Source organism: Izhakiella australiensis (assembly GCF_002006995.1).
GTDB lineage: Bacteria > Pseudomonadota > Gammaproteobacteria > Enterobacterales > Enterobacteriaceae > Izhakiella > Izhakiella australiensis.
In genome coordinates this window covers 51,558-64,337 of sequence record NZ_MRUL01000001.1, presented here as the reverse complement: position 1 = coordinate 64,337, position 12,780 = coordinate 51,558, and the positions used below count along the sequence as shown (strand labels likewise).

Annotated in this window: 11 protein-coding genes; 2 read left to right on the top strand and 9 right to left on the bottom strand. The window is 52.9% G+C overall.

Annotation, left to right across the window (positions count from 1 at the left end; all coding sequences use genetic code 11):
• Positions 1-75 precede the first annotated feature (75 nt).
• On the top strand, positions 76-1,380 hold the full coding sequence (locus tag BTJ39_RS00260; protein ID WP_078000662.1) for an MFS transporter: 1,305 nt from the start codon (positions 76-78) through the stop codon (positions 1,378-1,380).
• Positions 1,381-1,523: 143 nt separating this feature from the next.
• On the opposite strand, the gene BTJ39_RS00255 is transcribed toward BTJ39_RS00260, so the two are convergent.
• From BTJ39_RS00255 to dnaB, 8 genes are all read right to left on the bottom strand, one after another.
• The gene (locus BTJ39_RS00255; protein WP_078000661.1) at positions 1,524-2,936 is read right to left on the bottom strand and encodes an aspartate ammonia-lyase; all 1,413 of its coding nucleotides are present in this window, start codon (positions 2,934-2,936) and stop codon (positions 1,524-1,526) included.
• On the bottom strand, positions 2,923-3,912 hold the full coding sequence (locus BTJ39_RS00250) for a LysR family transcriptional regulator (RefSeq protein WP_078000660.1): 990 nt from the start codon (positions 3,910-3,912) through the stop codon (positions 2,923-2,925). Before BTJ39_RS00250 ends, BTJ39_RS00255 begins: the two co-directional genes overlap by 14 nt.
• 70 nt (positions 3,913-3,982) lie before the next feature.
• Positions 3,983-5,293 (bottom strand): MFS transporter, encoded by a 1,311-nt coding sequence (locus tag BTJ39_RS00245; protein WP_078000659.1) that lies wholly within the window; start codon positions 5,291-5,293, stop codon positions 3,983-3,985.
• 298 nt (positions 5,294-5,591) lie between these two features.
• The gene (locus BTJ39_RS00240; RefSeq protein WP_078000658.1) at positions 5,592-6,494 is read right to left on the bottom strand and encodes a DMT family transporter; all 903 of its coding nucleotides are present in this window, start codon (positions 6,492-6,494) and stop codon (positions 5,592-5,594) included.
• Between the two features lie 43 nt (positions 6,495-6,537).
• On the bottom strand, positions 6,538-7,557 hold the full coding sequence (locus tag BTJ39_RS00235; RefSeq protein ID WP_078000657.1) for an iron-containing redox enzyme family protein: 1,020 nt from the start codon (positions 7,555-7,557) through the stop codon (positions 6,538-6,540).
• 175 nt (positions 7,558-7,732) lie between these two features.
• Positions 7,733-8,149: a secondary thiamine-phosphate synthase enzyme YjbQ gene (locus tag BTJ39_RS00230; protein ID WP_078000656.1), complete on the bottom strand. Its 417-nt coding sequence runs from the start codon at positions 8,147-8,149 to the stop codon at positions 7,733-7,735.
• A gap of 101 nt (positions 8,150-8,250) precedes the next feature.
• A complete protein-coding gene (locus tag BTJ39_RS00225; RefSeq protein WP_176110153.1) occupies positions 8,251-9,444 on the bottom strand; it encodes an amino acid aminotransferase in 1,194 nt (397 codons plus the stop codon).
• Between the two features lie 329 nt (positions 9,445-9,773).
• Positions 9,774-11,183 carry a replicative DNA helicase gene (gene dnaB / locus BTJ39_RS00220; RefSeq protein WP_078000654.1) on the bottom strand — a complete coding sequence of 470 codons (1,410 nt, stop codon included), beginning with the start codon at positions 11,181-11,183 and terminating at the stop codon, positions 9,774-9,776.
• 100 nt (positions 11,184-11,283) lie between these two features.
• Between dnaB and BTJ39_RS00215 the strand changes: the two genes are divergently transcribed.
• Positions 11,284-12,264, top strand: a complete 981-nt coding sequence (locus BTJ39_RS00215; RefSeq protein WP_078000653.1) for a quinone oxidoreductase — start codon at positions 11,284-11,286, stop codon at positions 12,262-12,264.
• Positions 12,265-12,479: 215 nt separating this feature from the next.
• Here the strand turns inward: BTJ39_RS00215 and pspG are convergent, their stop codons facing one another.
• On the bottom strand, positions 12,480-12,713 hold the full coding sequence (pspG, locus tag BTJ39_RS00210) for an envelope stress response protein PspG (RefSeq protein ID WP_078000652.1): 234 nt from the start codon (positions 12,711-12,713) through the stop codon (positions 12,480-12,482).
• Positions 12,714-12,780 lie beyond the last annotated feature (67 nt).

Here is a 12,780-nt window from a genome sequence, read left to right as displayed (position 1 = left end):
AAAAATATTCTTTTTCCATTCAATTTGATCAAATATCATTTCCATCGCAGAAAACTACAACTACTGAGGTATGCCATGGCCGAATCAAAGCCGTCTTCATCTGCCGCCGGCGCAAAATCAAACGTCAGGCGCTTTATTGTCTTTATGCTGTTTATCACCGTGGTGATTAACTACGTCGACAGAAGCAGTCTTTCGATTGCGGCGCCGCACATTGTCGACGAGCTGGGGCTTAGCTCAGTGCAAATGGGATTTATTTTTTCGGCCTTTGCCTGGGCCTATTCCCCGCTGCAAATTCCCGGCTCGTTTCTGGTAGATAAGGTCGCCCCAAAGGTGCTTTACCCGATTATTATCGGCGCCTGGTCACTGTTTACCTTTATGCAAGGCACGGCTGGCAGCATGTGGCAACTTATCATATTCAGGCTTGGCGTCGGGGCCAGTGAAGTGCCCTCTTACCCGATGAATAACCGTATTATTACCACCTGGCTGCCGGAAAAGGAGCGGGCGACGGCAGTGGGGATTTATATCTCCGGCCAGTATGTTGGCCTGGCCTTCCTTGCCCCGGTGCTGGTGTGGCTTCAGTCAGAGTTTGGCTGGCGCTTTATGTTTTATACCACCGGCGGCATTAGCATACTCTGGGCGCTGGGCTTTTGGATCTTGTATAAAGACCCGATGAAATCACGCGCGAACGCGGAAGAAATTGACTATATACGTCAAGGCGGCGGCCGGCCGGAGTGGCTTAAAAAACAGCATGACCCGCAGTCAGCACAAACGGACGTCGTGCCGTTCTCGCGCCTGGCGAAAAGCAGAAAGCTATGGGGCCTGGTCATCGCACACATGGGAGAGACCTGCGCGAACTGGTTTTTTCTCACTTGGTTTCCGATTTATCTGGTGAAATATCGTCATATCGAGTTTATTAAAGTCGGCTTTATGGCAACCCTGCCCTTTGCCGCAGCCTGGTGCGGGGTACTGCTTTCCGGCTATATCTCCGACAAACTGTTGAAAAAAGGATTCTCACTCACCTTCTCGCGCAAAGCGCCGATTATCACCGGCCTGCTGCTGGCAACAACAATTATTGGCGCTAACTACGTTGACTCACCGACGCTTATCGTCGTCTTTATGAGCGTTGCGTTCTTTGGCAGCGGTCTGGCGGCCATCTCATGGTCAGTGGTTTCTTCTATCGCCCCGGTAAACCTGACCGGGATCACCGGCGGGATATTTAACTTCGTCGGCACCAGCATGGGCATACTGGTGCCAATTCTGATCGGTTTTCTGGTATCGGACGGCAATTTTTCCCCGGCATTGATCTTTGTGGGCTGCATGGCGCTGCTGAGCATTTTTTCGTGGACAGTGATTATGGGGAAAATCGAAAGGGTGCAATAAAAAGCGTCACAGCCGATTGAACAAAGCAAGCGTTCGGCCCTTGAGTTTACTGAAAACCCAGGGCCGCTCGCGTTGCGATAAAAAACAGTTCAACCGCTGAAGCCTGTTGCCGTGGGCCAGGGCGGCCAGCCCCGGCAAAGGGTTTATTGATCAAACACCGGATGCGACGCTTTATTGATAGCCTGCATCGCCTCATCCTGAGAAAGGATGCCGGACTCCTCAAGAATTGTCAGCAGTGAGCGCCCTTCTATTACCGACTGGCGCGCCAGTTTACTGACCTGGGCATAGCCGAGTTTGGGTACCAACGCAGTCGCCACCGCCATAGACGCTTTAAGATGCGTTTCATTCATCTCGCTATCGGCGCTAATGCCCTCAACGCATTTGATTCGGAAGCGATTAATCCCCTTCACCAGCAGCGTAATGCTGTCAAAAACGCGGGATGCCACTACCGGCTCAAAGTGGTTGATTTCGAGCTCACCATACTGCACGGCCTGCGCCACGGTGACATCGTTGCCAATAATGGCAAAGCTGATTTGAATCATTGACATAGGTAAAACCGGATTCACTTTACCCGGCATGATTGACGATCCGGCCTGGGCTTCCGGCAGCGTTAACTCACCCAGACCGCCAACCGGGCCGGATGCCAGAACGGTGAGGTCGGAGGCAATTTTAGCCAGCGAAGCCGAGCAGGTTCTCAGCTCACCAGAGACCCGTGAAAACACATCCATATTCTGCATGGCGTCAAAGGGATTTGCCGGTGCCTGCCAGTCGATACCCGTCAGCGCAGACAGCTGTCGGTAAACCGCCGCCCGATAGCCGGCCGGCGAGCCAAAGCCAGTACCAATCGCCGTACCGCCAAGCGGCAGAGTACAGAGCTTGCTCTGAACTTCGCCGAGCGAATCCGCCAGACGCCAGGCCAACGCGGCATAGCCGGAAAATAGCTGACCAAGACGCATCGGCTGCGCATCCTGCAAGCAGGTGCGCCCAAGATGCAGAATATCGGCAAAGGCCAATGCCTTGTCGTCAAACGCCCGCGCCAGGGCTGTAACCTCTTCGATAAGCGCTGCCAGCATGGTGTGGGTGGCAATCTTCAGCGCAGCGGGATAAACATCGTTGGTCGACTGAGAGCAGTTAACATGGTCGTTAGGATGAACGATCTGATACGACCCGGCAGCATAGCCAAGTACCTGCTGCGCCCGGTTAGCGATCACCTCATTGACGTTCATATTGCTGGAGGTTCCGCCCGAACCTTCCATTAGGTCAACAATCAGCGACGCATCAAGATTGCCAGCCAGCAGCTGCCGGCAGGCTTCAGCTATCGCATCGGCCTTTTGCTGCTCAATAACCTTATTTTCAGCGTTTGCCAGCGCCGCCGCCCACTTAATCCAGGCGAAGGCATCACGGAAGGCGGGATAGTGCGCCAGCGTGAGCGGCGAGACGGTTAAATTCTCCTGCCCGCGCACGCTGTTAACGCCATACAGCTTGTCGACGGGGATATTCACTTCACCGACATAGTCCACTTCTGAGCGGCAGCCCGCTGTTTTATCTGTATTCACTGAGGTTTTCCTTATTCAGAGTCACCATGTTTTCAACGCCTTCCCCCATGGCTTTTAGCCGCGGAAGCAGGGAATCACTTATTACAGAACGCGCCATAGCACAGGCATCGCGAAACAGCGCACCGTATTCATCACGCCGGCATACCAGATACAGCGATCGCTCCAGTCCAAGTTCAGGAATAAAGTGAACAGAGACGTTTTTCGCCGTCGCCGCAGCCTGCAAAAAACACATCGGCGTCGTTACGGCCCAGCCAATGCCCTCGGCGACCATAGACGTCAGCGCATCCGCCGTATCCAGCTCCAGCCGATTCGACATCCTGACTTCCAGCGCGCGTAGCTGACGATCGATTTGCATGCCAACCTGCGAGTAGCGGTTAAAGCGCACTATAGGCAGGATATTGGCGAGCGTACGCAGATCGGCGATATTCTGCGGCGCACTGCGTCTCTCGGCGGGCGTGATAACAAAATACTTTTCCGACAGCAGCTGATATCGCATCACCTCATTGGTATCGGTAAGCGGATCGCTGGTGATGATCAGGTCCAGTTCCCGCCTGAGTAAGCGCTCGCCCTGCAAGGGGCTCAATCCAGCCCTGACCGAAAGCTGAGAGACGCGGCTGAGCATTTGCCGGGCAAATAGCGAGCCGCAGGTGGCAGCAAAGGAGTCCACCAGCCCCATGCGCAAATCGGGCTTAATGCCGTTTCCCGCCTCAACAACCTGCGCTTTTAAGTTGAGAATGGCTTCATTAAGCAGGCCACCGCGGTTTTTCAGCGCGATGCCAAAGGGAGTCAGCATCATTGGTCGGGTCGTACGATTAATCAGCACCACGCCCAGCTTCTCCTCCAGCTGCCGGACGGTCTGGGATACGCCAGACTGGGATAGCCCCAGTCTGGCCGCTGCGCCCGACATGCTGCCCTCTTCGGCGACCACGATAAAAATCTGAACGGCGTTCATATCAATCAGTTTTGATAAAGGCATAGCGGTTCCTGTTGGCTGGCGACATCATCACCACACTATCCCATAGCGGCCGGACGATACCGAACGGCGGCTAAAGCGACTTAATCTCGGCCAGCGCCTGTGAACGGGTTTCCGGCGCAAATCGATGACAGAACGCGCCGCCGACCAACAGAAAAAATACGCACACGCCAAGCGCCGTATGAATTCCCATACTTTGCATGGTTATTGGCAGCATGAAGGTGCCAAACGCTGAACCAAAGCGGCTGCAGGCCACCGCCACGCCAATACCGGATGCCCGCAGGTGGGTAGGAAAAAGCTCCGGCGGATAGACAAACTCAAGGTTCACTGCAGCGGCAAGAACGCAGGCGAAAAAGCCGAACGCCAGGACGGTGCCGGTGGTTCCAAGACTGGCGAAGGCCAGAACCGCCAGGCCAATGGCGCTGAGATAGAAGGAGCCGATAAGGAATTTACGCCGCGATATTCTGTCGACGATCATCAGGCCAATAATCGCCCCAACCAACAGTAAAAGGTTATAGACCAGACCGCCGGTAAACTTATCCTGCACGTTTAGCGCCTCAAGTACCCGCGGTGAAAAGGTGCCTAAGGCGAAAAAAGGGATCACCTGACAGGTATAAAATACGCAGCCCACCCAGGTGTTCTTACGCCATGCCGGGGCGAACAAGTCGCTCAGCGTCCCGCGCGTTTTGCTGGCCGTAGCGTCAACCGCAGGCAGCACGACGCCCGGACCAAACTTATCCTCAACGATGCGCTGCGCCTGCTGGTGATGGCCGCGTGCAATCAGCCAGATGGGTGATTCAGGAACCCCGATACGCAAAGGGAAGATAAGCAGGGCGGGCAAGCCGCTTACAGCCAGCATAATGCGCCACGAGTCAGGACCAAGATCACGCAGCAGGAACCCTGCAAGATAAGCCACCACGTAGCCCGCCGCCCATGCAGCAGCAAGAATGCTCAACAGGCGACCACGATAGCGTTTCGGCGCAAACTCGGTTACCAGCGATTTACTGACGACGTAATCAAACCCCAGCACGATGCCAAGCAGTAAGCGCAGCGCCAGCAGCTGTTCAGGCCCGGTGACGAAATATTGCAGCGCCGAGATGACAGCGAAAATCAGCATGTCATAGTTGAATATTTTGCTGCGTCCGTATTTATCGGCGATGGGACCGGCGACAATACTGCCGATAAATAAACCGGCCAGCGAGGCGGCGCCGAGCAAACCAAGCCAGACAGCATCAAGCTGCAACGGCACCGCCGCCATGCTGACGGCAATACCGATAATGCCAAGTAAAAAACCATCGCTGAATTGTCCGCCCGTGCCGCTGAATACGGTACGGATATGGAAGCGCTGCAGAGGAAGATCTTCGAATTGTACCTGTCTGTTCATGTGCTGCTCCGGACTTTTGTAGTTGTAGTAGTACAGCGGCAGGTGATGCCGTAGGGAGCATTCAGTCTAGGGTGATAGTTTGCTTAATTCAGCAAATGGACCTCTACTATCAGTTTTCATGATAGTCATGCCCGTATTCACTGATTACTCAGGCAGTTATGCGAACGGGATCACGTAATCCGGGCAAGCATCGTACAAAGGCGCGCCGCACGCTTGCGGCATTGACCGACAGATATTCAAAGCCGCACGAAAATAAACCGGACGACTTTGAGGGAAAATTCAGGCGTTAGTTTTCGACTTATTTCTTCACCACCCCGCTTTTACCGCCGGAGCAGCAGGCAATGCCGAACACGATCAGCACCAGCGTAATGATGTGGTAATAACGCAGCTGATTGTGCAGAAAAACAATACCTATGATGCCGCCGGATAGGGGAATAAGGTGAGTAAATATCTCGCTGCGCGTGGTGCCGATCAGCGACACACCTTTATTCCAGAAAACGTAAGACAGCCACGACGGGAAGACAATCAGATAGAGCAGGCCGCTAATAACGCCCCAGCCGGGAAAATGAAGATGGGTAGCAACGCCATCGCTGAATCCGGCATGCAAAAGCACTATCGGGATTATAATGAGAGTGCCGACCAGCGAACTGAAGGCAACAAACGAAGTATGCTTAATCTGTTTATTTTTAATCCGCAGAAACGCGCAGTAAAATGCCCAGCTCAAAGCGGAGATAATCGTCAGAATATCGCCCTTTCCAAAAGCTTCAATTTTATCGTTGCCACTGGCGGAAGCGAAGGCAAGATACAGAACGCCCGCGGTGCTTGCCAGTACGCCGAAAATATTCCTGGCGGTGATGTGCTCACGAAAGAAAAAATAGTTAATCGCTAACACCAGGCAGGGAGTACTGGAGATATAAATAGCCGCATTAAGCGGGCTGGTATATTGCAGGCCGATGTATAACGTTAGCGGGAAACAGACCTGGCCAAAAAACGCCAGTAATACATTAGTTAGCAAATTCTCACGATATAAGCTGAACTGTTGGCGCACCATGTTCCAGTACACGGAAAACATTAGAATCGTGGTTCCCGCCCAGCGTATCAGGCTCAGGCTGTAAGGGTCGACATACATAACCAGAATATGACCGACCACATAATTCCCACCCCAGAAGATTGCCGCCATAGCTAGCAGAATATAGGCCATTCGATCTTCCTTAATTTTGGCTTGTCGATAAATATATTTATACTCAGGATATTTTTATTCTTTCCAGCAAACTATCATAATAGCGCTCTGCGGTTTGTAACCTTAGCAGGCTACCGAGATAAAATTCCTGCCGTGACAAAGGGTATTTATCTGCAATTACGTCTATCACTTTATACAACCAGTCGTCACCATGCCTGATATCAATGGTAATATGTTCGGTATAGTATTTAACTTCACTCTCAGACAAACCAAGACGCAAACAGCCATTTACCAGCTTTTCATATTGCGGAGGGTCGAGCACCTCAGTCATTGCCATCACTCCGAGCAATTTATAATAGTGTTCCCTGTTAATTGCCCCCAGCATAAAGGCGTTATGTCCAGCTAATGCAGCGCTGTCATACATATCAATATAATGATTATCTTTTAACTCTATTTTTTGTTTCTTAAGTACCTCCTTATAAAGGTTTACATGCGTAAACACATTATCACCCTCTCCTATTTCATCCCACAAATTTTCGCTAATGGTTCCTCTGGTTTCAGGCTGAGAGCCAATTAATGTCCATGCAACCAAATCAAAAAAAATGAGATTTAATGCGCTGTCGCTTTTCAGAAAAATATCAACCTGTTGTTTTGTAGCCTGTCTTTCTAAAAAATCGAAGAGAGAATGATGTGATGCATTATGCGATTTCCATACTTTTTTTAAATAGTCGCCAAAATGCTCAGAAGAGAAAACTTCATCTGGTATTTCGACATGATTGAACTCATGTTCAATCCAGGCTTGCTCAAGTCTATTTTTTAGCGCCAAAACATCAGGATCATATTGCCTCTGAGCTGGTGCAGAAAGTGGATGAGAAAGATTAATTTGGTATATCATAAAAAGCGCATGCTGCACTATTTTCTGCTCTTCAGCTAAGTTTTTTTCCCAAGCCTTATTTAATAAGATTTTGAGTATCTCACCATCCGGGGCTTTCTGTTGTTTATCATTGAGCCACGCCAGCAGGCTGTCAGTAAAACCATAAATATCATCAGCAAACGCGGGTTTAATTTCCATTATGTTAAACATGATGCTACCTCCCTATAAACCACAGTAATGCTAGGCCTTTATCACAGTACTTTTTGCGACGAACTTCAAAAAAATTTTAGATTATAAAATAGCCACGCAAATGATACGCCTGTGAATTATTTTACCGACAGCTAGTTGCGTTCAAAGAGGTGAGATCGCCAGAACGGCTGACATATCATTCGCCCTGTAGCGTAGCAACAATGCGCCGTGCGCCGCCGTGAATGCGATGTTCGCCCAGCCAGATGCCTTGCCAGGTCCCCAGCAGCAGGCGCCCTTTGCTTACCGGCAGCAGCAGCGATACGCCAAGGGTGGAGGATTTTACGTGGGCGGGCATGTCATCCTCGCCCTCATAATCATGCTGCCAGGGCGCATTTTCCGGCACCGTGCGCATGAAATGCTGCTCCATATCGCTACGCACCGTCGGGTCGCAATTTTCATTGAGCGTCAGCGAGGCCGAGGTGTGTTGCAGCAGCAGATGAAGCAAGCCGGTGTTCACCTTTGACAGGTGGCTAATCTGGCTGACGATTTCATCGGTTACCAGATGAAAACCGCGTGATTTCTCCGTCAGGGCGAACGTTTGCTGATGCCACATAGTCAATATCTCCCGTGAATGTTGGTTAAGCACGCCACCGCCGTCGACAAAGTAAAAACGGGGCGTCAGTTCGCCCCGTTAAACGTTTCCGTCACTACCGATTACATAACGGCTGCAAAGGCTTCCGCTACCTGATGGACGTTTTTGCTGTTAAGACCGGCGACGCAAATTCTGCCGCTGGCGATAAGGTAGACGCCAAACTCTTCGCGCAGACGCGCAACCTGCTGCGCGCTCAGGCCGGTGTAGCTGAACATGCCGCGCTGTTTGAGCAGATAGTCAAAGTTTTTGCCCGGTACGGCAGCCGTCAGCACCGAAACCAGCGCCTGACGCATTTCCAGGATACGCAGACGCATTGACTCAACCTCGGCCAGCCAGCTGGCTTTCAGTTCAGCGTCGTTCAGCACGCAGGAAACCACCTGTGCGCCGAAGTTCGGCGGGCTGGAGTAATTACGGCGTACCGTTGCCTTGAGCTGTCCCAGTACCCGCGTCGCTTCTTCTGCGCTTTCGCATACCACAGACAGCCCGCCAACGCGTTCACCGTACAGTGAGAAAATTTTAGAAAATGAGTTGCTGACCAGCGCCGGCAGGCCTGCGGCGGTGATAGCCCGAATAGCATAGGCGTCCTGCTCCATACCGGCGCCAAAGCCCTGATAGGCGATATCCAGAAACGGGATCAGATCGCGCTCTTTCAGCACCGCAACCGTTTTATCCCATTGCTGGTCGCTTAAATCAGCACCGGTCGGGTTATGGCAGCATGGATGTAGCAGCACGACGCTTTTCGCCGGCAGCGCGCTTAATGTTTCAATAAAAGCGGTAAATTTAACGCCATTGGTTTCAGCATCGTACCAGGGATAGGTATTTACCTGGAAACCTGCCCCGGCAAAAATTGCCACGTGGTTTTCCCAGGTCGGATCGCTGACCCAGACCTGTGAGTCCGGGAAATAGCGTTTGATAAAATCAGCACCCACTTTCAGCGCGCCGGAGCCGCCCAACGTCTGCACGGTAGCAATGCGCCCGTCGGCTAAAGCGCTGCTGTCAGTGCCGAATAGCAGCGGCGCCAGCCCGCTGCGGTAAGCGGCCAGACCTTCCATCGGCAGGTAAACGCTGGCGCTTTGCGGGCGGGCGTTAAGACGCGCTTCCGCCTTTGCCACCGCTTCCAGCTGGGGAATGACGCCCTGCTCGTTGTAATACAAACCGATGCTCAAATTGACCTTGTGCGCGCGCGCATCCTGAGTAAATGTTTCCATTAAAGAGAGAATCGGATCGCCAGCGTAGGCATCAACGTTTTGAAACACGGTGCAGATCTCCATATTTAGCAGTTTGCAGGCTCTGTCGGGCAGGCAGAGAGAAAGCGGCGCATATATATCCCGTCAGCAAACGGGAGCACAATAAACCGGCAGGCAAACAGTGTCGCATAAAACGCGCAGAGATCGACAGGCTGAGAAAAATTTAACCGTCAGCTAGCGCAAATGAGGGATGCCATTGCTGGCCGAATAGCCCTGTTGGTTATCTGCTCGTCCAACACCATGTTCTGATGCTGCCAGGGGAGGATACCGGCGATGAGCAGGCGGACTGGCGATGCAGCGCCGCAGGCCATCAGAGACAGGCCTGCCGCAGACGGAAATTATTCTTCGTCGTAGGCCGGTCCGGCGTAGTTATCAAACCGCGACCACTGACCGTTAAAGGTGAGCCGCACGCTGCCGATCGGCCCGTTACGCTGCTTACCGATAATGATCTCAGCAATGCCCTTCAGATCGCTGTTTTCGTGGTACACCTCATCGCGGTAGATAAACATGATAAGGTCAGCATCCTGCTCGATAGAACCCGATTCACGCAAATCTGAGTTGACCGGACGTTTATCGGCGCGCTGCTCAAGCGATCGGTTCAGCTGCGACAGGGCGACAACCGGAATATTCAGCTCTTTCGCCAGCGCCTTCAGCGAACGTGAAATCTCCGCGATTTCCAGCGTCCGGTTATCGGAGAGCGAAGGGACGCGCATTAGCTGCAGGTAGTCGATCATTATCATGCTCAGGCCGCCGCATTCGCGATAGATGCGGCGCGCGCGCGAACGCACCTCGGTCGGCGTCAGGCCGGAGGAGTCATCGATGTACATATTTTTCTTTTCCAGCAGAATACCCATGGTGCTGGAGATGCGCGCCCAGTCCTCGTCGTCGAGCTGACCGGTACGAATACGCGTCTGGTCGACGCGCGATAGCGAGGCCAGCATACGCATCATAAGCTGCTCGCCGGGCATCTCAAGGCTGAAAATAAGCACCGGCTTTTCCTGCAGCATCGCGGCGTTTTCGCACAGGTTCATCGCGAAGGTGGTTTTGCCCATTGAAGGACGCGCCGCAACGATAATCAAATCGGAACCCTGCAAGCCCGCCGTCTTTTTATTTAAATCCTGATAGCCGGTATCCACGCCGGTTACGCCGTCATGGGGCGTCTGGTACAGCGATTCTATGCGCGAGATGGTGGCTTCGAGGATTTGATCGACGCTTTTCGGACCGTCATCTTTATTGGCGCGCTTTTCAGCGATTTTGAAAACGTTGGATTCGGCGAAGTCGAGCAGGTCTTCGCTGGAGCGCCCCTGGGGATCGTACCCCGCATCGGCTATCTCATTAGCGACCGAAATCATCTCCCGGACCACCGCGCGCTCGCGCACAATGTCGGCATAGGCGTTAATGTTCGCCGCGCTGGGGGTGTTTTTCGACAGCTCGGCCAGATAAGCGAAGCCGCCAACCATATCCAGATCGCCACGGGTTTCAAGGGATTCAGAAAGCGTAATCAAATCGATAGGCTGGCTGGCTTCCAGCAGGCGCTGCATTTCACTGAAAATCAAGCGGTGCGGGCGGCTGAAAAAGTCATCCGTCACTACCCGCTCTGACACGCTGTCCCAGCGTTCATTATCGAGCATTAACCCACCGAGCACCGACTGCTCCGCCTCCAGCGAATGGGGTGGCAGCTTTAGTCCTTCAACCTGCCGATCGCGCGGCTGGTCGTTGAATTTGTTGGTGGGTTTATTTCCTGCCATAGTGAATGCATTACCAAAAAATCGGGTGAGTGACGCGCAAGTTTACCCTGTAAGCAGGCTGGCGTCTCCCCCCAGACCGGACTAATCGAAAGGAGTGACCATGGCAAAACGTATTCAGTTTTCCCGCAATGGCGGACCGGAAGTGTTAGACGTACAGGAATTTACCCCGCAGGATCCTGGCGCCGGCGAACTGCAGGTCGAGAACAAAGCAATTGGTATTAACTATATCGATACCTACGTGCGCAGCGGACTTTATCCTGCCCCGCTTCCCTCCGGCTTGGGAACAGAAGCCGCCGGCGTGGTGGTCAAGACCGGCCCCGGCGTTAGCGGATTCAAACCCGGCGATCGGGTGGTATACGCCCAGTCCGCGCTGGGGGCCTACAGCTCGCTACATAACGTTGCGGCGGAAAAAGTAGCGCAGCTGCCTGCCGCCATTAGCTTTGAACAGGCTGCGGCCTCTTTCCTCAAAGGCCTGACCGTGCATTATTTGCTGCGTCAGACCTATGAAATCCAGCCCGATGAAACCTTCCTGTTCCACGCGGCATCCGGTGGCGTGGGGCTGATTGCCTGCCAGTGGGCAAAAGCGCTGGGCGCTCATTTAATCGGCACCGTCGGTTCGGAAGAAAAAGCGCAGCGGGCGAAACAAGCCGGCGCGTGGGCAACAATTAATTATCGCCAGCAGAACGTGGCGCAACGGCTTGCCGAACTCACCGACAATAAAAAGGTACGCGTAGTTTATGACTCGGTGGGCAAAGATACCTGGGAGGCGTCGCTGGACTGCCTGCAGCCGCGTGGGTTAATGGTCAGCTTCGGCAACAGTTCCGGCCCTGTCACCGGCGTGAACCTGGCAATCCTGAATCAAAAAGGCTCGCTGTACGTTACCCGGCCCTCGCTGAATGGCTATATCACCCGCCATGATGAGCTGGTTGCCGCCAGCAACGAGCTATTTTCGCTGATCGCCAGCGGCGCCATCAAGGTGGACGTGCCGGAGAATCAGAAGTTTGCGCTCAGCGACGTACAAAAAGCGCATACCGCGCTGGAAAGCCGGGCGACGCAGGGTTCCTGCCTGCTTATCCCATAAAAAATAAGGGCCTCCTGACGGAGGCCCTGCTTCTTTTTTATCGTTCGTGCCGTATGTAGGGTACAGCGCGATGAATAGCTTAATTCTGCGGCGAAAAACATCCTGACAGATTTCATAAGTAAAAAATATGTTTATATGAATAAAACAGAAATCAAATTGCCACGATGTGATCCAGCGCGCATGCCACCACAGTCAGTTATTAATAACTCATTGATTTAACGACGATAGCTTCGGTAATCTTTTCTGGATTGGGGTTTATTAACGGCGCGCCATAGCCAGGCGGCGACCAGCGCCAGCAGCAGCCACGGCAACAGTTTGATAACAAATGCCAGCAGTCCGCTAAAAAACATCAGAAAAGTGGCTGCCAGCAGCGCGAACAATACGGCGGCCAGTGATATGCCGGTCAGCAGCAGCACGCCAAAAAAGGCCAGCACAAAGAGTATTTCCATTTCAGTTCTCCGGAGTAGGTCTGAAAAGGGTATTACATAATTCGTGCCAACCTGTAATTCAGTTAAC